At 58.1% G+C, this 22,178-nt stretch carries 16 protein-coding genes; 7 read left to right on the top strand and 9 right to left on the bottom strand.

Going from position 1 to position 22,178, the window contains the following annotated elements:
• Positions 1-71 precede the first annotated feature (71 nt).
• Positions 72-1,451, bottom strand: a complete 1,380-nt coding sequence (locus ACTG2O_RS19990) for an MATE family efflux transporter (RefSeq protein ID WP_439976536.1) — start codon at positions 1,449-1,451, stop codon at positions 72-74.
• Between the two features lie 120 nt (positions 1,452-1,571).
• Between ACTG2O_RS19990 and ACTG2O_RS19985 the strand changes: the two genes are divergently transcribed.
• Together ACTG2O_RS19985 and ACTG2O_RS19980 are read left to right on the top strand one after the other, a co-directional pair.
• Positions 1,572-2,429 (top strand): helix-turn-helix transcriptional regulator, encoded by an 858-nt coding sequence (locus tag ACTG2O_RS19985; protein WP_439976535.1) that lies wholly within the window; start codon positions 1,572-1,574, stop codon positions 2,427-2,429.
• Between the two features lie 69 nt (positions 2,430-2,498).
• Positions 2,499-4,193 carry an NAD-dependent malic enzyme gene (locus tag ACTG2O_RS19980; protein ID WP_005338379.1) on the top strand — a complete coding sequence of 565 codons (1,695 nt, stop codon included), beginning with the start codon at positions 2,499-2,501 and terminating at the stop codon, positions 4,191-4,193.
• Between the two features lie 85 nt (positions 4,194-4,278).
• Here ACTG2O_RS19980 and ACTG2O_RS19975 read toward each other — a convergent pair whose 3' ends face one another.
• The 4 genes from ACTG2O_RS19975 to ACTG2O_RS19960 all read right to left on the bottom strand — a co-directional run bounded on the left by ACTG2O_RS19975 (position 4,279) and on the right by ACTG2O_RS19960 (position 8,779).
• Positions 4,279-5,316 (bottom strand): OmpA family protein, encoded by a 1,038-nt coding sequence (locus ACTG2O_RS19975; RefSeq protein WP_123173541.1) that lies wholly within the window; start codon positions 5,314-5,316, stop codon positions 4,279-4,281.
• A gap of 232 nt (positions 5,317-5,548) precedes the next feature.
• Entirely contained in the window at positions 5,549-6,547 is a 999-nt protein-coding gene (ompA, locus tag ACTG2O_RS19970; RefSeq protein ID WP_127008130.1) for a porin OmpA, read from the bottom strand.
• Positions 6,548-6,854: 307 nt separating this feature from the next.
• Positions 6,855-7,874 (bottom strand): porin OmpA, encoded by a 1,020-nt coding sequence (gene ompA / locus ACTG2O_RS19965; protein ID WP_139405972.1) that lies wholly within the window; start codon positions 7,872-7,874, stop codon positions 6,855-6,857.
• A 308-nt stretch (positions 7,875-8,182) separates the two neighbouring features.
• Positions 8,183-8,779, bottom strand: coding sequence for a hypothetical protein (locus ACTG2O_RS19960; protein ID WP_439976534.1), 597 nt, complete (start codon positions 8,777-8,779; stop codon positions 8,183-8,185).
• A gap of 258 nt (positions 8,780-9,037) precedes the next feature.
• On the opposite strand from ACTG2O_RS19960, the gene ACTG2O_RS19955 reads away from it, so the two are divergent.
• Positions 9,038-9,304, top strand: coding sequence for a helix-turn-helix domain-containing protein (locus tag ACTG2O_RS19955; RefSeq protein ID WP_005338367.1), 267 nt, complete (start codon positions 9,038-9,040; stop codon positions 9,302-9,304).
• 199 nt (positions 9,305-9,503) lie between these two features.
• On the top strand, positions 9,504-10,844 hold the full coding sequence (locus ACTG2O_RS19950; protein WP_005338365.1) for an APC family permease: 1,341 nt from the start codon (positions 9,504-9,506) through the stop codon (positions 10,842-10,844).
• Between the two features lie 71 nt (positions 10,845-10,915).
• On the opposite strand, the gene ACTG2O_RS19945 is transcribed toward ACTG2O_RS19950, so the two are convergent.
• Positions 10,916-11,791, bottom strand: a complete 876-nt coding sequence (locus ACTG2O_RS19945) for a patatin-like phospholipase family protein (RefSeq protein ID WP_005338362.1) — start codon at positions 11,789-11,791, stop codon at positions 10,916-10,918.
• A gap of 46 nt (positions 11,792-11,837) precedes the next feature.
• Entirely contained in the window at positions 11,838-13,376 is a 1,539-nt protein-coding gene (locus ACTG2O_RS19940; protein WP_439976533.1) for a sensor domain-containing diguanylate cyclase, read from the bottom strand.
• A gap of 197 nt (positions 13,377-13,573) precedes the next feature.
• On the opposite strand from ACTG2O_RS19940, the gene ACTG2O_RS19935 reads away from it, so the two are divergent.
• The 3 genes from ACTG2O_RS19935 to ACTG2O_RS19925 all read left to right on the top strand — a co-directional run bounded on the left by ACTG2O_RS19935 (position 13,574) and on the right by ACTG2O_RS19925 (position 20,364).
• The gene (locus tag ACTG2O_RS19935) at positions 13,574-14,623 is read left to right on the top strand and encodes an efflux RND transporter periplasmic adaptor subunit (protein WP_323874747.1); all 1,050 of its coding nucleotides are present in this window, start codon (positions 13,574-13,576) and stop codon (positions 14,621-14,623) included.
• Positions 14,623-17,739 (top strand): efflux RND transporter permease subunit, encoded by a 3,117-nt coding sequence (locus ACTG2O_RS19930; RefSeq protein ID WP_100654259.1) that lies wholly within the window; start codon positions 14,623-14,625, stop codon positions 17,737-17,739. The genes ACTG2O_RS19935 and ACTG2O_RS19930 overlap by 1 nt, the downstream gene beginning before the upstream one ends.
• Before the next feature lie 198 nt (positions 17,740-17,937).
• Positions 17,938-20,364, top strand: a complete 2,427-nt coding sequence (locus ACTG2O_RS19925) for a YgiQ family radical SAM protein (protein ID WP_439976532.1) — start codon at positions 17,938-17,940, stop codon at positions 20,362-20,364.
• Between the two features lie 346 nt (positions 20,365-20,710).
• On the opposite strand, the gene ACTG2O_RS19920 is transcribed toward ACTG2O_RS19925, so the two are convergent.
• The gene (locus ACTG2O_RS19920) at positions 20,711-21,103 is read right to left on the bottom strand and encodes a hypothetical protein (protein ID WP_439976531.1); all 393 of its coding nucleotides are present in this window, start codon (positions 21,101-21,103) and stop codon (positions 20,711-20,713) included.
• Positions 21,093-21,677, bottom strand: coding sequence for an ADP-ribosyltransferase (locus tag ACTG2O_RS19915; RefSeq protein ID WP_019446864.1), 585 nt, complete (start codon positions 21,675-21,677; stop codon positions 21,093-21,095). The genes ACTG2O_RS19920 and ACTG2O_RS19915 overlap by 11 nt, the downstream gene beginning before the upstream one ends.
• Positions 21,678-22,178 lie beyond the last annotated feature (501 nt).

The raw sequence follows: 22,178 nt of genomic DNA, 5'->3' as shown, positions 1-22,178 counted from the left end.
GATTGAAGAGGCGCCCAGCATACTGCAAACAGGGTTTTTCTGTCATTGATATGACCCCGATTTGTGGCTGTTTATCCGATCACCAGATTCTTCAACCAGCAGCGTTGGTGAATACGGCGCTGCACCAGCAGCACCTTGCTAAGCTCCTCCAGCAAGACCACCGCCACCACCCAGGAGAGGGGCCAGCCGAGCAGCGTGACCGCCACCCAGGCGAACGGGATGCCGATGCACCACATGCCGACGATGTCGATAAAGATGCTGTAGTTCACATCACCGCCAGAGCGCAGCACCCCGATGATCCCCACCATGTTGAACACCTTGAGCAGCATCCCGAGGCACATGATGCCGAGCACCTGTCCAGCCTCTGTCATCAGCTCGGGGGGCAGGTTGCCGACCCACTGCAACAGGTTGGCTTGCAGCAGCCAGACGATGATCCCCACCAGCAGAGCGCCAATCGGTGCCAGCAGCAGGAACAGCTGGGAGTGCTGCCAGGCAATCTCGTACTCCTCGGCCCCGAGCCGGTGGCCGAGCAGGGTCGAGCAGGCTACCGCCAGTCCGAAGAAGAGGGAGATAAGGATGCTCTCCAGGGTGCCGAGTGTGGTCATGATGGCCAGCGAATCGGTGCCAAGATGGGCGTAGAGAAAGCCGTAAATCAGCATGCCGAAGGCCCAGAGGCCGTCATGGAACAGCAGCGGCAGGGCGATCAGGGTAAAACGCACCACCTCCTTGCGCTTGAAGGCGGCCAGCCAGTCTGGTGCGCGCGGGATCAGGCGCGCTTCATAACGCTTTACGTAGAGCAGTAGCAGGGCTGTCTGCAGCAGCCGTGAAATGGTGGTGCCCCAGGCCGAACCGGCGACCCCCATCGCCTCGAAGCCGAAGTGACCGAAGATGAGGGCGTAGTTGAGGATGACGTTGGCGATGATGGCGATAATGCCGATGCGAGTCGGCGCGGCGGCATTGCCGACCGAGCGCAGGGCTGACTCCAGCGGCACCACGATGGCGGTACAGAGGATGGTGGCGCCGGTGATCATCAAGAATTGATCCGCCAGTGCCCGCAGTGTCGGATCCTGACTGGCAAAACCGAGTACGCTGCCCGGTGATAACACATAGATGAAGGCAAAGGGCAGGGTGACCAGCAAGGCGCCCACTATGGCCAGCGCCAGGGAGCGGCGCACCCCGGCCATCTCCCCGCGCCCGAAGTATTGTGCTGCCAATACCGAGACCCCGCCCGCGAGGCCCGCTATCACCAGCAGATTGAAGAAGAAGACCCGGTTACCCAAGCCGACCGCCGCCACAGCCGTGGTGCCAAGCTGGCTCACCATCATGATATCGATGAGGCCGAGCAGGGAGAACATCATGGATTGCAGCGAGACAGGCAGAGCCAGCCGCCACAGTCGGGTCATGAACTCGCGATCGGTGGTTTGTTTTAAAATCGCTTGCCAATAATTCATAGTTGTTAACCGGGTATGAGAAAAGCAAGGTTTGTCAGGGGTATGATAGGGGCTGATGAGGCTCTTCTCACTGTGAGTAGCTCTCGGTTTTCTTGTGTGAAACTATCCTGTTGAGGTGTTATGCCATTTGCCAGCGAGTGTCTGGAGATAGCGCCAGCCTGTGAAGAGCAGATGCTGGGACGTGAAGGGCTGCCCCTGCTCGGCGAGGCAGGGATCTTTCTGACCGGCCTCTCCCGGGTGCAGGATCACTACCTGATCCGCCGCAATCGCCCCGAGTTTCACATCCTGATGGTGAGTCACGATGAGGGGGGGGCGCTGCTTACCGACGAGGGGGAGCAAGCCATTCCGGTCGGATCACTGATTTTCCTGCCCGCCGCCGTGCCCGGTGGTCTCAAGCTGATTGGCGAAAGCTGGCAGATCAGCTGGATTTTGCTCGATGACGTGCCGCGCTGGCAGCACCTGCATCGCCTTGGTCACCGTATCTGGCAAGGGGATGGCGGCGATCAGCTCTACCATCTGCTCAGCCTGATGCAGGGGGAAGGGGTTCGCTCTTCGCTGCAACCCCAACTGCTCAGCCTGTTGCTGGCGCTGCTGGAGCGCACCCTGCAAGGGGAGGTGCGCGGCACCCCTGAACTCAGATTGCAGGCACTGTTTCGCCGGGTGGAGGCGCGCCTGGACGAACCCTGGAGTGTCGCCCTGCTGGCCCGACAGATGGCTTGCTCGGTGCCCCATCTGCATCGCCTCTGCCAGCAAGCGTTCGGTATGGGGCCGATGGCGAGGGTGACCGAGCTCAGAATGAACAAGGCGCGCCAGCTGCTGCTCTATACCAACTGGCCACTTGGCGAGCTGGCGGCCCGGGTCGGTTACAGCGATGGCGCCAACTTTGCCAACCGCTTTCGTCGTCTGACTGGTCAGACCCCCGGCGCCTTTCGTCGACTGGGTCGCAAACCTTTTGCAACGGATGTGCAAACTCTTTGAAATTAATGTGACAAGCCCCTAGGATCGGCGGGTCCCTGCGTCTAGCTAACCGTTTAGGTACCAAGATCCATGTTTGAAGATAATAACCAGAAACGTCCTCTCTACATTCCCTACGCCGGTCCCGCCCTGCTGGAGACCCCTTTGCTCAACAAGGGCAGTGCCTTCACCAGTGAAGAGCGCAGCAACTTCAACCTCGAAGGTCTGTTGCCCCAGAATATCGAGACCATCGAAGAGCAGGCCGAGCGCGCCTATCGCCAGTTCATGGCGTTTGGCAACGACATGGACAAGCACATCTACCTGCGCAACATCCAGGATACCAACGAGACGCTCTTCTACCGTCTGCTGCACAACCACCTGACCGAGATGCTGCCCATCATCTACACCCCGACGGTGGGCAAGGCGTGCGAAGAGTTTTCCAACATCTATCGCCGCGCCCGTGGCCTGTTTATCTCCTATCCGGACAAGGACAGGATCGATGACATGCTGCAAAACGCCACCAAGCAGAACGTCAAGGTGATCGTGGTGACCGATGGCGAGCGGATCCTGGGTCTGGGTGATCAGGGGATTGGCGGCATGGGCATTCCCATCGGCAAGCTCTCCCTCTACACCGCCTGTGGCGGCATCTCGCCCGCCTACTGCCTGCCGGTGGTGCTGGATGTGGGCACCAACAACCAGCAACTGCTGAATGACCCCTTCTATATGGGGTGGCGCAATCCGCGTATCTCGGGAGATGAGTACGCCGAGTTTGTCGATGCCTTCATTCAGGCGGTCAAGCGCCGCTGGCCCGATATCCTGCTGCAGTTTGAGGATTTCGCCCAGAACAACGCCATGCCACTGCTCAACCGCTACAAGAACGAGCTCTGCTGCTTCAACGACGATATTCAGGGCACTGCTGCCGTGACCCTCGGCAGCCTGATCGCCGCCTGCAAGGCCTCCGGCGCCAAGCTCTCCGAGAAGCGGGTTGCCTTCCTCGGTGCGGGCAGCGCCGGTTGCGGCATTGCCGAGCAGATCGTGGCACAGATGAAGGCCGAGGGGCTGACCGATGCGCAGGCCCGCAGCCGTGTCTTTATGGTGGACAGATTCGGTCTTATCACCGACAAGATCCCCAACCAGCTCGACTTCCAGCGCCGTCTCTCCCAACCGGTGGAGCGCATCGCCGACTGGCCGGTGGGTGACAACATCTCCCTGCTGGAGGTGATGGAGCATGGTCGCCCGGACATCCTGATCGGGGTCTCCGGCCAGCCGGGGCTGTTTACCGAAGAGGTGGTCAAGACCATGCACAAGCACTGTGCCCGTCCCATCATCTTCCCGCTCTCCAACCCCACCTCCCGGGTCGAGGCGACGCCGGCAGATCTCATCCGCTGGACCGACGGTCAGGCGCTGGTGGCCACCGGCAGTCCGTTTGCACCGGTGGAGCACAAGGGCAAGCGCTACGTCATCGCCCAGTGCAACAACTCCTTTATCTTCCCGGGGATCGGCCTTGGCGTCATCGCCTCCGGCGCCACCCGGGTGACCGACGCCATGTTGATGTCGGCCAGTCGCGCGCTGGCAGAGTGTTCGCCGCTGGTGAAAGGGGAGGAGGGTTCTCTGCTGCCGGATCTGGCGGATATCCATCAGGTCTCCCGCTACATCGCCAAGATGGTAGCCAAGACCGCCATGCTGCAGGGCAAGGCGGTGCAGACCCCGGACGAGGTGATCGATCAGGCCATCGACGCCAACTTCTGGCATCCGGAATATCGCCGCTACCGTCGCACCTCGTTCTGATTTCTGCGGGAAGATGCAAAGCAAAAGGGATGCCTCGGCATCCCTTTTTACTGCACGTCTGACATGGTTATCGCCTCAAGATCAACTACTCGCTGCCGCCCTGTACGCCGGTGACACGCACCTCTACCCGGCGATCCGGACCAAGGCAGTCGATGAGCGCCGCCTTCGCCTTGATGGCATCACACTGGTTGCCGGTGACCGGATTGCTCGCACCATTTCCCTGGATGCTCACCTTGTCGGCAGGCAATCCCTTGCTGATCAGAAAGTCGGCAACGGTTTGGGCCCGAGCTTCTGACAACCTCTGATTGTTGGCATCCGAGCCGATACGGTCGGTATAACCCATCACGACTGCACTGCCATCCTTGGGCTGCACGTCGACGATCTGCTGGTAGAGATCGTCCAGCGCACTCATCCCCTCCTGTTTGAGGTCCGCTTTGCCAAAGGCGAACAACACATCGGAACTGAGGTTGAAGGTCTGATCCACCACCTCCGGTTCGGCCGGTGGCGGGGGAACCACGACCGGGGCGGGCGTGGGGGCTGCTTCTTTGGGTTGGCTGCGGTTCGGGTGGATCACCAGCTCCAGCGTGGCGGTGCTGATGTCGCTGACCCAGCGCTGGGTGCCGCTGTTGGCTTTGCCGTTATCCGGGTCATCGCCAACGCGCACTATGTAGCGGTAGCGTGCCTGCAGATCGACCCAGTCATGGAGCCGGGCCGTCACTCCCAGACCCGCCAGCGGCGCCAGGTTGTCGTCCCCGCCATTGACCGACTCGACGTGATAGATATAGCCACCGCCCTCGGCAAAGAGCGAGAACATCTCGCTGAGCGGCAGGCGGCCAATGACTGACAGCGTGGCTCCCTTGCTGTTGAAGTCATGGCCGCTGATATCCCAGTCACCGGTGGAGAGATAGCCAATCTCGGCCCCCAGGTTTTCCGTGAAGTTGTAGCCGCCAAACAGGGAGAGCGCAGTCGCATCCTTGCCGACATCCTGACTGAAATCATTCAAATTGTGGGCAATGGCCCAGCCACCGCCAACCCCGGCATACCAGTCGTGAACCGGTTCCGCTTGTGCGCCTGTGCTCGCCAATGCCAGTGCAATCCACACAGGTTTTACTCTTATGTTCATCGCGTATCCTCGTCGATGTTTGGTGTAGTGGGGTTGCCTGCTGGTCAAACCCCACACTTATGTATAGGTGACGGGCTGTTTTTAACCACCAAAGAGGTATGGGGGGCGACACGCCGTGAACTAGGGCGCGAGACGGGAAGAGGAAGGGGGCAATAGAGGGTTGCAAGGTGGGTGAAATATGCGGCAAGAAAAAGGAGGCCAGGTGGCCTCCTTGTTATGTCGGACTGGAGGATTACTGTTGTACTTGCTGCACGCCGGTGACGCGTACTTCTACACGGCGATCCGGCGCCAGGCAGGAGATCAGCTGAGCCTTGCCCTTGACGCTGTTGCACTGGGTACCGGTGACCGGATTGGCTTCACCGCGACCTTCGATGGCAACTTTGCCGGCCGGCAGACCTTTGCCAACCAGGAAGTCGGCCACGGTACGGGCACGCGCTTCGGAGAGTTTCTGGTTGTAGGCGTCAGAGCCGATACGGTCGGTGTAACCGACGACCACGGCGCTGCCATCTTTCGGCTGAACATCAACGATCTGCTGATACAGGGTGTTGAGCGCTGCGACACCTTCTGGCTTGAGGGTGGATTTGCCAAAGGCAAACAGCACGTCAGAGCTCAGGGCAAAGTTCTTGTCGACCAGTACCGGCTCGGGAACCGGCTCAGGCGCAGGGGCGGCAACCGGGGCAACATAAGAGGTACGGTTCGGGTGCATCACCAGCTCCAGGGTCGCGACGCTCATGTCGCTCTCCCAGGTTTTCTGCTCGTCACCCAGATTCCACAGATAGCGGTAGCGTGCCTGCACATCGATAAGGTCGGAGAGCTTGGCAGTCAGACCCAGACCTGCCAGTGGTGCAGTGCCGTTGTCGCTGTTGCCATTGCCGTTGACGTGATTGAAGTAGGCACCACCTTCGGCAAACACCGAGAAGATGTCGCCCAGCGGCAGGCGGGCGATACCGGAGAGGGTGGCACCCTGGGTTTTGAAATCGGCACCGTCAACGCCCGCTTTACCGGCGTAGAGGTAGCCCAGTTCAGCTGCGTAGTAGTCGTTGAAGTTGTAACCGCCGAACAGGCTCAGCGCAGTGGCGTCTTTGTCAGTGTCTTTGCCAAAATCATCCAGACCGTGGGCATAAGCCCAACCTGCACCAACACCGGTGTACCAGTCATCGGCAGCCTGAGCTGTGGTGCCTGCGGCGGCGAGTGCCAGTGCAATCAGGGTAGGAGCCATTTTGAGTTTCATCGGTTTATCCTCGTTGTGTTAGCCCATGTCGGGCAATGCACTTGTTTTTATTGCTGCGAAAAATCGCCAGCAAAGTGGATAGCGAAGGCTTTGGACTCTCATGATGCATTGGCGTCATGGACAACAGACCGGACAAGAAGCGCTTTTTAGTGCTTATCCAATACCTTACAGGCGCAACTACTTTATGCTTTCGAGACGGGGCAGGCAAGGGCAGGGAGGCGGGAGTGAGGGATGCAAGCGAGAACGAGACAAACAAAAAGGGATGCCGCGGCATCCCTTTTTTTCGCACTATCTGAACGAGGTCAGATTATTGCTGAACTTCTTGTACGCCAGATACGCGAACTTCTACGCGACGATCCGGAGCCAGGCAGGAGATCAGTTGAGCTTTAGCGGTTACGCCGTTGCACTTGGTGCCGGTAACCGGGTTGGCTTCGCCACGACCTTCGATGGCCACTTTGCTGGCAGCCATACCTTTGCTTACCAGGAAGTTGGCAACGGTACGGGCACGGGCTTCAGACAGCTTCTGGTTGTAAGCGTCGGAACCGATACGGTCGGTGTAACCAACAACAACAGCGTTGCCATCTTTCGGCTGGAACTCAACGATTTGCTGATACAGACCGTTCAGGGCTGCAACGCCTTCCGGCTTCAGGGTGTCTTTGCCGAAGGCAAACAGCACGTCTGAGTTCAGGGCGAAGTTCTTCTCTACAACTTGCGGAGCAGGAGCCGGCGCTTCTTCAACTACCGGAGCAGCTACCGGAGCTACGTAGGAAGTACGGAACGGGTGGTATACCGCTTCCAGAGTAGCGATGCTCTGGTTGGCTTTGTAACGCTCACCGTTGGCGTGCAGGTCAGCCACGTCCCACATGTAGCGGTAGCGAGCTTGCAGATCCAGCGCGTCATTTACCTTGTAAGTCACACCAGCACCGGCCAGCGGGGAAACTTTAGTGTCGCTGGTGCCCAGACCATCGGTGTGACCCCAGTAGGCGCCGCCTTCAGCGAACAGGGAGAAGTCGTTGCCAACCGGCATACGGGCGATACCGGACAGGGTGGCACCCTGGCTCTCGTAACGGTTGCCGTTGGTGTTGCCACGACCGGTGTACTGGTAGCCCAGTTCGGTACCGAAGTTTTCGGTGAAGTTGTAACCCATGAAGGCGTTGGCAGCAGCCGCGTCTTCCTGGCCTACATTGGTGCTTTCCAGCTTGTTCAGGCCGTTGAAGTGAGTAGCACCGACACCGGCACCGAAGTAGATGTCGTCAGCGGCGTGAGCAGCGGTAGCACCCAGAGCAGCCATGGCGATGGCGATCATGGAAGGAGCCATTTTCATCATAAAAAAATCCTCGTTGAGATCGCACGTTATTCACGTGCTTCACACTTTGTAATTTATGTAAGCTGCAGGCTCCGCCGTACGGCTGGCGTCGAGTCTGGCAGATGACCCGGTATAACCGGGTTGCACACTCTCCTGGTGTGTCGAGTGCGCTGGCATGGCACGCAATGCGTGAAAAACCACTGCCAGGCAACTGATGTCATTCCGATGACGAGGCGCACTCTATGCCGATTTTAAAACATGATCAAGCTCACAAATGAGCCTTGTGGCAAATTGTGTCGTGCCCTTAACTGGCTGTTTATCCAGATTAATTAGTGATCCAGATAGGCCCTGTGCAGTTTCTTCTCCAGCTTCATATAGGCCTGAACCCAGTCGCTATGCGGGCTGGCAGGATTCGCTCTGGCGGCAAAGACCGCGAGGTAATCTGCCTGGGTTGCGCTCTGCAGCAGGGGGGTAAATGTCATCAAGAAATGCCGGGCCAGATAGGGGTCAAGGGGCCAGATGTTGAGGATGGCGCGAGCCACAGGCTGAACCGCAGCTGAACAGATGAAGTGGCGATGTCCCGCCTCCAGCCAGTTGGCCATCTCGCACATACCCGATTCGGGCACCAGACCACCATCACCTTGAGTGGTTGCCAGAACAATAGCCTGACCATTTACCGTGATGAGCTGCTCATTGTTATGCAGGGTGCCGTCGTGGCTGCGCAAGGTCAGGTCCGGGCATGCCTGTTCAAGAAACAGGCTGCAGCTCTCCGGCAGGGCGGCCAGCAGCTCGCTGGCGTGGCTGGACATCAAGGCCGGAAGCCAGAATGCTTCGGCACGATATTGTTCACCTTGCAGGCGCTGTTGTGCCAGTTCTTCTGTGCTGGATACGGGGTGCAGGCGAGAGATAATGCCGGGAAACGCCATACTTATTCCTCTTAATGGGTATCCGGCGGATTATACGAGTTATTGGGGGGGCCACAATAAAGGTTTCTTTTCGAGACTGTTTACCTGAGGCGGCTGAGCGATTACCATCCCCCCTTGAAGGCAAGGGTTGTCGCCGAAAGGCGCTCATAAGATAGAGGCTCGACCATAACGAGTCCGAACAAAACTGATACACTTGACTACGAGTCGTCGCGAAAAATAAAAGGCGGAGTAAATCCGCCAAACGGAGTATGGAACATTATGAATTCAAATATCGTCACTGTTGGCAAGAAGATCCGTCAGATCCGTGAAGCGGTCGGTTTGAGCCGTCCGAAGTTTGCAGATTTGCTGGGTGTTCCTCCCACCACGCTGAAAAACTACGAACTGGGTTACCGTGAAGTTGGGGGCGCCTTCCTGGTTGCCCTGGCGCACCACCCGGATCTGCACAAGTTCACCCTCTGGCTGCTGGCAGACAAGAAAGTCGCCGAAATCGGCCAGATTGGCCCGGATGACCTCGCCAAGGCGTGATCATCGATGTGAATAGAAATGCCGCCTTCGGGCGGTATTTTTTTTGGGTTGCCGATCGATATTTTGATCTAACACGCTTTGAATTATCCATGCAGGCCAACGAGAATAAGCGGCCCCGAAAAGTGGGCCCCTGGTGGTATCTGGCCACCCGAACACTATTACATTCAGGATGATATGAGCAATCGTATGGAGTATGGGTATGAGCAGTAATGAGTTGGATAAACGCTATGGCCTGATGACTGCCATTGCGATGGTGGTCGGCGTGGTGATCGGCTCCGGTGTCTTCTTCAAGGCCGATGATGTACTGCGTCTGACTGGCGGTAATCTGGCCATTGCGCTGCTGGCATGGGCGCTGGGGGCATTTTCGATGATCTTCGGCGCGCTGGTGTTTGCCGAGTTTGCCCAGCGGATCGAAAAGTCCAACGGTATCGTCGATTATGCTGAAGCGGCATACGGCAAAATGTTTGGTTACCTGGTGGGGTGGTTCAAAGGCGTACTCTATTACGCCCCTCTTTCCGCCATCCTTGCCTGGGTCGCCGCTCTGTACACCATGATCTTGCTCGGTAGTGATAATCCGACCAATTCTGGTGCGACCTGGATACTGGCGGCTGTCTATATGACGGTCACCTATCTGATCAACTTCTATACCCCGGTTCTGGCGGGCAAGCTGCAAGTGGGTTCTACCCTGATCAAGTTGATCCCGCTGATCTTGGTTGCCATTGTGGGCACCATTTCAGGGTTGCTCAATGGTGTCACCGTGACCAACTTTGTGCAGGCAATGGATGGGATAGGAAGCACCGGAGGCACTCTGGCCACGGCCGTGGTTGCCACCGCCTTCGCTTATGAGGGGTGGATCGCCGCCGTGACCATCAACAGCGAAATTCGCGATTCCAAGAAGAATCTGCCCAGAGCGCTGGTGATTGGCACCCTGATAGTTTTTGTGGTCTATGTCACCTATTTTCTGGGGATCGCCAGCGTCTTGCCGACGGACGAGATAGTGGCGCAAGGGGATAACGCGGTAAATCTCGCGACAACCAGCCTGTTTGGCGGGACTGCCTCGACCATTTTGACCGTGTTCGTGATTATCTCCTGCCTCGGAACCCTCAATGGTCTGGTGCTGGCGACCATGCGTATTCCCTACTCGCTGGCGATCCGCAATCAGGGGCCAGCCCCCAAGTGGATGAGCCGTATCGAACCGCATCACCATATGCCAATCAATTCGGCCCTCGCGGCAGCCTTGTTGTCGGTGATCTACTCAGTGCTGTGGTACTGCAGCATCAACGAGACATTCGGTCGTTACATCGCCCTGGACGAGATGCCGATCGTACTGATTTATGGCCTCTATCTGTTCCTCTATGTCTGGTACATGCGCACCTTTACCGAGTTGGGCTGGATAAAGCGGTTCGTGATCCCGACCTGTGCCACCCTGGGCGCGCTCATCATTCTGTATGGCGGTATCACCAATCCCAGTCTGGGACTCTATCTGCTGGTCTCTGTGGGGGTGATTCTGCTCGGGTTGCTCTTCTACCGTAAGGAGTGACCGGGTAAGTAAGTTGAAAAAAAAGCGCCGAATGGCGCTTTTTTCATTTGGAGAGCGCGGCAAGTAGATAACTAACTGCCCAGCAACCCGAGGCGGCCCAGTTCATCCTTGAGCTGATCGAGATTGCGCTCGACGCAGGCTTCCCCCTCGTTGATGGCATCGCTGGCGCGATGAAAATCCATGATGGAGAAGCTGCCAAGGCGCGGGCAGAGCTGGATCTCCGGCGGGTCACCTGCCATCCGGGCGCGGGTAATCCGCTCTTGCATGATGTTGATGGAGCCACTCATCACGCTCCACAGACCCGGGGTGGCTGGCGCGGATTCACCGCGATTGAGCCACTGACTGAGCAGGCCGCCGCTGCCGGGTTGGTCCGGCTCGTCGGTCCAGGGTTGGTGCATATCGGTGTTGAGGTTGACCGCAATCACCACCTCGGCCCCCATGGCGCGGGCCAGCGAGATGGGCACCGGATTGACCACGGCGCCATCGACCAGCCAGCGGTCGTTGATCCGCGTCGGGGTGAGGATCCCCGGCATGCCGCATGAGGCGCGCACCGACTGGCGCAGCGGGCCCTGTTGCAGCCAGATCTCGCGGCCGGTATCGAGTTCGGTGGCGATGCAGGCGAAGGGGATGGGCAGGTTCTCGAGATCGGGATCCCCCAGATGGCTGGCGGCAAGACCAAACACCTTTTCGCCGCGAAAGAGGCCGCCGGAGAGGGCCGGGTCGAGCAGGCTGACCACCTGCAGGCGGGTAAAGCCGCGCACCCAGGTTTCCAGCCGATCCAGTTCTCCGGCGGCATAGGCGGCACCGACAAAGCTACCGATGGAGCAGCCAGCGATCAAATCCGGTTTGATGCCGAGACGTTCAAGGGCGCGGATGACGCCGATATGGGCCCATCCTCTGGCGGCGCCGCTCCCGAGAGCGAGCCCTACGCGGGGTTTACGTGGCACGACAGTCCTCCAAAAAAGGGGTTGAGGGGTCAGCTTACTCCGAGAGTCAGGAGGCGTCATCCTGCCATCTTTCGCTGCGGTTGCGACCGTTGGCCTTGGCCTGATAGAGCGCCACATCGGCGCGGCGTACCGCTTCGTGCAGGGGAAGGTTCTCCTGGTGGGGCAGATAGCCGAGACTGATGGTGACCTCCAGCCCGGGCTCGATGGCGGCCCAGTCGTGATCTGCCACCGCCTTTCTCAGCCGCTCCGCCAGTTCGCCGATCTGTGCGGCGTTACTGCGGCCAATCAGCAGCAGAAACTCTTCACCCCCCCAGCGGATCAGGCGATCAGTGGGCCTAAGCTGCTGCTGGCAGATCTGCACCAGCCGGATCAGCACGATATCGCCGACGGAATGGCCGAAGTTGTCATTGACCCGTTTGAAGTGATCCGCATCGAACATCAGGATCCCCGCTTGCAACCGGGTCAGATCGCCCGCCTGCTCCAGCAGCACCAGATAGTGGCGGTTGAAGGCGCCGGTGAGGGCATCGTGGCAGGAGAGGTAATTGAGCCGCTGGTTGAGGCGATGGGATCTCAGATTGGAGAGGGCGGCCAGCAGCATAAAGAGGATGGCGAGCAGGGTCGGCGTGGACTGGCAGAGCATGGCCCACACCAGCGGCAGCAGGGTGACGTTGTGTACCAGCCGCAGCGGGGTATCTGGGATTGCCATGGTCAGTTGCAATGCCCCTTGCAGCCACTGGTATTCGTCGGTCGGCTCGGGGTCTTGCGGCACCACGGGTTGGTGTGCGCTGCTGGCCAGCACCTGATGGTACTGATTGAGCAGCAGATACTCACCCAGCGCCGGCGCCAGCTGGTTGAGCTGCGATTGCAAGCGTGAGAGCAGGATGTCCATGCTGATCATCCCTACCAGCGAGCCGTCCTTGTAGAGAGGCTGGGACATGGTGACCATGGTGCCCAGTCCGGCAAAATCTTCGTAGGGGCGGGAGAGAATGGTATCCCGGCTTGGGTTGGGTGACATCAGCGCATCCTGCCAGTAGTGCTTGTCATAGATGCTGCGGGCAAAGCGAAACTGGCTGGAGGGGATCCAGGGATAGAGGTAGATAAAGTTGTCCACCCCGGTGAAGTAGGCCCAGGCGATCTCGCTGCCCAGGCGCTGGCTGGCGGTGGCCAGCAAGGGGGAGAGGCTCAGGGCCAAATGAAGTTGCGCCTCCCGCGCACTGCCGGGGGGCGGCAGCGGGCCGTCACCGGTGAGGTTGCCCGCCAGTCCGGCCGGTAAATCCCCGGGGAGTTTGTCGAGGGCCAGCCCCTCTGGCAGCGCCTCGATATGGCGATAGAGCTGGCGGGTGAGCACCGACTGGGGGTCGCTGCGCAGTCGCTCTTCGGCCTGCCCGCGCATCGCCTCCAGAAACACTTCGGTCTGCTTGAACCGATCTCGCAGGTAGATGGCGCTGTTGAGGGTATCGCTCTGGTAGAGGCGTTCTATCTGTTTCAGGCTTTGCCGCAAGGTCAGACCAATCAGCAGGATGACCACGGCGAACAGGAGCCAGGTCAGGCGTGTGAGAAAGCGGTGGTCAGACATTTTGGGCATAGGCAGTCAGTCGGGTTGCGAAGGAAATTGTCGTTAGTGTATGCGATGTGGCGTGAAAACAAACGGCGCGACCTGAAACAGAGTGAGCTTATCCTGCTCTTGTTACGTTTTGTCACATTTATACATAGTCACGGCATAGTCTGGGGCTAAAATGGCCCCAATCTGGATTTACCCTCTCACTCTTCATGGACTGTTCGATGAAAATGCGTATCTGGCTCGGCTTGGGCCTTCTTCTAATCGTGGTTGCCGGCGTCTGGGCGCTGCGTCACAGCGAACCCGCCGCCAAAGCACCGACCAGACAGGTCAATATCCGCACTCAAACCGTCAAGCAGAGTCTGGCTGAGCCGACCCTCAAGCTGGTGGGCAAGCTGGCCGCCAATCGCTCCGTCATCATCAGCCCCGAAGTGACCGGTCGCATCGTCAAGATTGCGGTGCAATCTGGTCAGAGCGTGGCGAAGGGGGAGACCCTGATCGCGCTGGATGCGGGCAAGCAGCAGGCGGAGCTGGCCGAGCAGAGCGCCAGTCTGCGCGACGAGAACCGCAAGCTGAGTGATATGCGCAAGCTGGTGGCCCGTGGCGCCGTGACCCAATCAGAACTGGAGGGGCAGGAGGCCACCGTGGCCCAGGTGCAGGCACGCCTCGATGCCGCCCGCTACGAGCTCTCCCTGCGCACCTTGCAGGCGCCCTTTGCCGGTACCGTGAGTCTGATTGACTTGAGTGAAGGGGCGCTGGTCAACAGCGGCGATACCCTGCTGCATCTCGATGAGCTCGACAAACTGCGCCTCGATCTGGCGGTGCCGGAGCGTTACCTCTCCCTGCTGCGCCCGGGCATGGCGGTTAGCGCCACCAGTACTGCCTGGCCGGATCAGCAATTCAACGGCACTTTGACCACTCTCGATAGCCGCATTTCAAACGATACCCAGAACATCAAGGCGCGGGTGATGATCCCCAATGGCAACGGCCAGTTGCGCCCGGGCATGCTGCTCAATGTGGAGCTGGCACTGCCCGCCCAGCAGCTTACCCTGATCCCCGCCCAGTCGGTGGAGTATGCCGGTGAGCAGCGCTTTGTTTACCGTCTCGAGGCCGATGGCCGGGTCAAGCGGGTGCCTGTGGTGCTCGGTGAGACCGAAGGGGAGACCGTCTGGGTCACCGAGGGGCTGAAGGTCGGCGATCGCATCGTGGTCGAGGGGCTGGTCAATCTGCGTGATGGGGTGCAGGTGCGTGATCTGGCTGAGGTGAACGGCTGATGTGGCTCTCCGATATCTCAGTTCGCCGCCCGCTGGTGGCGGTGGTGCTCAGTGCCCTGCTCACCGTGTTTGGTCTGGTCGCCTTCAGCAAATTGACGGTGCGGGAGATGCCCGATGTGCAGATCCCCTCGGTCTCCATCACCACCACCTATGAGGGGGCCGCCCCCTCGGTGATGGAGAGTCAGGTCACCAAGCCCATCGAGGATCAGCTCTCCGGCATCAGCGGCATCAAGAACATCAACTCCATGACCCGCAAGGGGCGCTCGATGATCACTGTCGAGTTCAAGCTCGGCTGGAACATGGTGGAGGGGATCTCCGATGTGCGCGATGCTCTTTCTCGCGCGCGGCCCCGGCTGCCCGATGATGTGGACGAGCCGCTGGTGACCAAGGACAGCGGCAACGGCGATGTGGCGATCTGGCTCAACTTCAGCAGCAGTCAGATGGATCGCACTGCCATGACCGACTACGCCAACCGCGTGCTGGTCGACCCCCTGAGTCTGGTGGACGGGGTGAGCGAAGTGGCGCTCTCCGGCGATCTGACCCAGGTGATGTATGTGCGGCTGCGTCCGGCCGATATGGCCGCTCGTGGCATCACGGTGAGCGATGTGGAAGAGGCTCTCAAGCGGGAGAACATCGAGCTGCCGGGGGGGGAGATCCGTAACAACTCCATGACCATGGCGGTGCAGATCGCCCGTCTCTACCACACAGCGGAAGATTTCCAGCAACTGCAAGTCACCACAGCCGCCAACGGCCAGAGCGTCTATCTGGCCGATATCGCCGACGTGGAGGTGGGAGCCAAGAACGAAGACAGCGCCTATCAGCGCAACGGCAAAGAGAGTCTGGGTATCGGCATCGTCGCCCAGTCCACCGCCAACCCGCTGGCGGTGGCGCAGGGGATCGAGAAGAAACTCGGCGAGATGCAGCGCTTCCTGCCGGAGGGGGCCAAGCTCGAGGTGGATTACGACTCCACCATCTTTATCAAGCAGGCCATCGACGAGGTGTACGAGACCCTGGCCATCTGCGCCGTGCTGGTGGTGGCGGTGCTCTATCTGTTCCTCGGGCAGGGGCGCACCACGCTCATTCCGGCCATCACGGTGCCGGTGTCGCTCATCTCCGCCTTTATCGGCGCCTGGTATTTCGGCTTTTCCATCAACCTCATCACCCTGCTGGCCCTTATTCTCGCCATCGGCCTGGTGGTGGATGATGCCATCGTGGTGGTGGAGAATATCCACCACCATCTGCAGCGGGGTGAGCCGCCGCTGCTGGCCGCCTGGCACGGCACCCGCGAGGTGGGCTTTGCGGTCATCGCCACCACCGCCGTGCTGGTGATGGTGTTTGTCCCCATCGCCTTTATGGATGGCATGGTGGGGCGGCTCTTTACCGAGTTTGCGATATTGCTCTCCTTGGCGGTGCTCTGCTCCTCGCTGGTGGCGCTGACCCTCACCCCGGCCATGGGCTCCTGGCTGATGCGCCCGCTGGATAAACCGAACCGGCTGACCGCCGGGCTCGATCGCGGGCTCGGCTGGCTGGAGGGGCACTATCGCCACCTGCTGGCGTGGGTGCTGCGCCGCTCCCGCTGGACGCCGCTGGTGCTGCTGCTCTGTCTGGGCGGTATCGGTGCCCTCTTTACCCAACTGCCGACCAGCCTCACCCCGACCGAGGATCGTGGCGTCATCTATGTCTTCGTCAAGGGGGCAGAGGGGACCAGCATCGAGCGGATGAAGCGCAACATGCAGCAGGTGGAGTCCGCCATCATGCCGATGCTGGGCAAAGGGGTGGTGCAGGCGCTGAGCTTCAGTACCCCCGCCTTTGGCCGTGGCGGCGATCAGACCGGTATGGTGATCATCCAGCTCACCGACTGGGCGGAGCGCGACGTCACCGCCACCGAGTTCTCCCGCTCGCTGGGTGCCAAGCTCTCCGGCATTCCCGATGTGATGATCCGCACCTTCCAGCCCGGTTTCCGCGGCGGCTCCACCGCGCCGGTGCAGTTCGTGCTGCAGGGTAACGACTATGCCGAGCTCTACCAGCAAGGGTTGGCGCTGCAACAGGCGGCGCAGGGCAGCGGCCTGATGCTGAGCCCGGATCTCGACTATGCCGAGAAGACCCCCGAGCTGCAGGTGACCATCAACCGCGACAGCGCCAGCCAGCTCGGCATTCCGGTCTCCACCGTGGCCAACAGCTTGCAGACCCTGCTGGGCGGGGCGAGCAAGACCACCTATGTGGACAGGGGCGAGGAGTATGACGTCTACCTGCGCGGCAACCAGACCGAGTTCAACGGCATCTCGGATCTCGGCCGCATCTACCTGAAGGCGGCCAACGGCGAGATGGTCAGTCTCTCGACTCTGGCCACCGTCAAGCAGGTGGCGACTGCCAACCGCCTCAACCACTACCAGCGGCAGAAGGCGATCACCCTGACCGCCGACGTCCATCCCGACCACACCCTGGGTGAGGCCCTCGATTTCCTCGATGGCTGGGCCAACGCCAACCTGCCCACCGGTATGACGGTGGATTACGCCGGTGATTCCAAGGATTACCGCGACAATCAGGGGGAGATGGTGCTGGTCTTTGGCCTCGCCCTGCTGGTGGTCTATCTGGTGTTGGTGGCCCAGTTCGAGAGCACCCTGACCCCGGCGGTGGTGATGGTGACGGTGCCACTCGGTATCTTCGGCGGTCTGCTTGGCCTCTGGCTGACGGGGCAGGAGATGAGCATCTACAGCCAGATCGGCATGATCATGCTGATCGGCATGGTGACCAAGAACGGTATCCTCATCGTCGAGTTCATCAACCAGCTGCGCCAGCGCGGCGAAGGGTTCGAGGAGGCGATCATCGCAGGCTCGGTGCGCCGTCTGCGGCCGATCCTGATGACCTCGCTGACCGCCATTATCGGCGCGGTACCGCTGATGCTCTCTATGGGAGCGGGCTACGAGAGCCGGATGGCGGTGGGAACAGTGGTCTTCTTCGGACTGTCGCTGGCAACCCTGGTCACCCTGCTGGTGGTGCCCGCCATCTACCATCTGATCGCCCGTCACGCCGGCATGACTGGTGCGCGGGATCAGCAGGTAGACGAAGCGCTGGCCGCCAGGGGGGCAGGGGAGTCGCACCCTCCGGCGCCCTGATCAGAGCCTTGGCCTGAACCCTGACCTGCGCGCTCAAGCGGGGCCGGTTATCAGCCTCATCATCACAAGGGCGCCTGCGGGCGCCCTTGCTATTGCGGGCGGCGGCCTATTCCGCGGGATCTATAGGGACAAAAAGCCATCGCTCCCCTTGGCCGCAACCGGTATAATGCTCGACCCGAATTTTTCCAGGTGTTCAAAATGCAGCCGGTACCCAACCTTTTCTCCTATCCCCGCTATTGGGCCGAGTGCTACGGCACGGCGCCCTTCCTGCCCATGTCCCGCAAAGAGATGGACAAGCTCGGTTGGGACAGCTGCGACGTCATTCTGGTGACGGGGGATGCCTACGTGGATCACCCGAGCTTCGGCATGGCGGTCATCGGCCGCATGCTCGAAGCGCAGGGTTTTCGGGTCGGCATCATCGCCCAGCCGGACTGGTCATCGAAGGATGACTTTATGCGTCTGGGCAAACCGAACCTCTTCTTCGGGGTGACCGCGGGCAACATGGACTCCATGATCAACCGCTATACCTCCGATAAAAAGCTGCGCCACGACGACGCCTACACCCCGGGGGATGTGGGCGGCAAGCGGCCGGATCGCGCCACCCTGGTCTATACCCAGCGCTGCAAGGAGGCCTTCAAGGAGGTGCCGGTGGTCATCGGCGGCATTGAAGCATCCCTGCGCCGTATCGCCCACTACGACTACTGGTCCGAGACCATCCGCCGCTCCATCCTGCTCGATGCCAAGGCCGATATCCTGATTTACGGCAACGCCGAGCGGCCGCTGGTGGAAGTGGCCCACCGCATCGCGGCGGGGGAGACCATCGACACCATGCAGGATATTCGCGGCACTGCCGTCATCCGCAAGGAGCCGCTGCCGGGCTGGAAAGGGGTGGATTCGAGCAAGCTCGACCAGATTGGCCGCATCGATCCCATCATGAACCCCTATATGGAAGGGGCCCCATGCTCGGATGATGCTAGCGAAGCAGCACCTGCCGCGCAGGAAGCCCAGCCCGTGCTGGTGCAGCCGGCCAAACCCAAGCCGTGGGAAAAAACCTATGTGAAGCTGCCGGCGTTCGAACGGGTGAAAGAGGACAAGGTGCTCTACGCCCACGCCTCGCGCATTCTGCACCACGAGACCAACCCCGGCTGTGCCCGCGCCCTGTCGCAGGCTCACGGCGATCGCATCGTCTGGGTCAACCCGCCCGCCTTCCCGCTGGAAACCGAGGAGATGGACGGCGTCTTCGGCCTGCCCTACCAGCGGGTGCCGCACCCGGCCTATGGCAACGAGAAGATCCCCGCCTTCGAGATGATCAAGACCTCGGTCAACATCATGCGCGGCTGCTTTGGCGGCTGCTCCTTCTGCTCCATCACCGAGCACGAAGGGCGCATCATCCAGAGCCGCTCGGAAGAGTCGATCCTCAAAGAAATCGAAGATATCCGCGACAAGGTGCCGGGCTTTACCGGGGTCATCTCGGATCTCGGCGGCCCCACCGCCAACATGTACAAGCTGCGTTGCAAGAGCCCCAAGGCCGAGCAGACCTGCCGTCGCGCCTCCTGTGTCTGGCCCACCATCTGCCCGCACATGGACACCGACCACAGCCCGACCATCAACCTCTATCGCAAGGCGCGCGACCTCAAGGGGATCAAGAAGATCCTCATCGCCTCCGGCGTGCGTTACGACATCGCGGTTGAAGATCCCCGCTATATCAAGGAGCTGGCCAAGTACCACGTCGGCGGCTACCTCAAGATCGCGCCGGAACACACCGAGGAGGGGCCGCTCTCCAAGATGATGAAGCCGGGCATGGGCAGCTACTACCAGTTCAAGGAGCTGTTCGACAAATACTCCAAAGAGGCGGGCAAGCAGCAGTACCTGATCCCCTACTTTATCTCCGCCCACCCGGGCACCACCGATGAAGACATGATCAATCTGGCGCTCTGGGTCAAAGAGAACCGCTTCAAGCTCGATCAGGTGCAGAATTTCTACCCGTCGCCGCTCGCCAACGCCACCACCATGTATTACACGGAGAAAAACCCGTTAAACAAGGTGAGCCGCACCGGTGGCGATGTGTTTGTCGCCAAGGGCGAGCGCCGTCGCCGCCTGCACAAGGCGCTGCTGCGCTACCACGATCCCGCAGGCTGGCCAATGATCCGCGAAGCCCTGCTCGCCATGGGCAAGGGCCACCTGATTGGCAACGGCCCCGGCTGTCTGGTGCCTGCAGAGGGTAGGAATGAGCGGCGCAACGAGCGCGCCGCCAGCGGCAAGGGGCTGAAACCGGCCCTGACTCGCCACAGTAACATTGCCCATCAGCGCGGCAACGGCGCTGGCAACAAGACTGCGGGCCAGAGCAACGGCCAGCACGCCAACGGCAGCGCCAACAAGAGCGGCAAGGGCAATGGCAAGCCGCTGGGTTCCGAGCTCAAGTTGGGGAACGGGAAGCCCGCCGGACAAGGCGCAGGCCAGAATGCTGGTAAGAGTGCTGGTAAGAGTGCTGGTAAGGGCAAACCAACTGGCAAACCCGCCCATAAGGGCAAGGCCCCGACCCGTGCCGGCTCCGCCAAACCTGCCACTCAGCAGGGCGGCAAGCCTGCGGCCAAAGGTAATGGTGCCAAGCGACCGGCGCGGTAATATTTCCTGATTGGAAAGCGACAGAAATTAAAAAGGCGACCGGATGGTCGCCTTTTAAAATACACTCTAATTGTAAATATTATATGTTATTTTTGCTGTTTTACTTAAGCATTCTTTTTATTGTGGAGATATAATATTATTAATATCTTCTGAATATGATGAATCTATATTTGTTGCTGTATAGTCAACAGTAGTTGAATAGTCAGCAATATATGTTCCCACAATTTCTTCACTAATCCCTAAAAGATTAGATTTTAATGGGGTGAGGATTACATTTTTCGGGAACGACTCAATTGTATCAATGGTAGCTTTAAAATAAAGAGGATAAGCTAAACATAGTGGTACTTTAGGACGAAAATGAACAAACAATAACATTATCAAAAAACATTGACTGTGATGCTGAGCGAACATGATTTTTATAGAGAGGTATTAAATTAGCATAAAATTCTGATAAACTCTCATTAATATTAGTGTTATTATCTATTTTTAGAGGTTGATTGCACGCCAAGTAAAGGTAATCATATTTTTCATAGTCATTTATATTATGCTCTTTAGTTTCTTTATGTTTTTTTAAAATTGACTCAACACTTTCATGATCATCAAGTGTGAAAACGAATATTTCTTTCCATTCAGAATCGTGTCTGGTTTGAGTTTCATCTGACAATCTTTTTGTTAAAAACTCAGATGTCGATTTATTCCATTCTTCAAGTATGCTTAAAATTTCTTGGTCAGATTTCATTTGTAACCTCGTTGTTGTTGTTTACAGCGAGACGTAAATCATCCACATCAATTTGTTTAAGATAAACTATATTTTCCGATTCATCAAACTTCAAAACTTTAAATAATGCATCCCTTGGGATTAAGACCTCTTCTTCATATGGATAAGCAGAGAAATCCCCTATAAAGCTACCTTTTTTTCTATATATTATAAATTTGAAATCTCGTTGACTGTAAGAAGTGAAGTTAGGGTTTGCTGATGTACTAGTATATGAAGGTATGTGTATTGCAGTTTTTTGTTTTTTTATCTTTTCAATATCTGACTCAGCTAAGTTACTGTACCTCACAACAGGTTTTTGTGTGTCATAATCACCAAGCCATTTTAACGCTAAGTCTATATAGTCAATGGTTTTATTTATTTTTGTATCACCAGAGTTTATTCCGCGAAGATAAGAATTGACATCGTCATAACCATCCTCGGTATAATGGTAAATAGCAGCTGCATATTCTTTTTGTTGTTTGTTAAGGTTAATTGTTTTTCCTGATAGAGCATCCATAATCTGATCGAAATCAAAACTACCCAATACATCATGCATATTTATTATTACTCAATATTTGTTTGATGAGATTTTTAAAAGGTGAGATTTTATTTTTAAGTGAAGCATGCTTTTTATGGCAATTATTTTTCAAGCAATAGAGTTTGGTGTATGTAACTTTCAATACAAGGTGGTAGTCATCATAAAACTCACGCAAATATCCATGAATTGCAGCATCTAATGTGGTTATCGGTGAATTTAAAAATATAGGACATACGTTTATTAGCAAGGTGTAACGCCACTGAGCCACGCGCTACTGCACCTAAGATGTATTCTCTAAATGCTATATTTTCTGTCCGTAAATCCGGGATACCCGCCTTTCTGGACGAGGTGTATCACCACCGATTCCACGCTACCGCCCGTGGATTACAGCTTCCAATATGCTCCCTTGACCCGCGCTGGCAGCAACCCATCGCAGTTCAACAGGTTCCGGATGGCCATGATAGCCCAAACGAAACCGCAGTGGCGAGCTTTTCAGTGAATTAACTATCAAGAATCAAT

Origin of the sequence: Aeromonas sp. 61P (assembly GCF_051919545.1) — a bacterium.
GTDB classification, from domain to species: domain Bacteria; phylum Pseudomonadota; class Gammaproteobacteria; order Enterobacterales; family Aeromonadaceae; genus Aeromonas; species Aeromonas veronii.
This window is presented reverse-complemented; position numbering and strand designations above follow the sequence as displayed.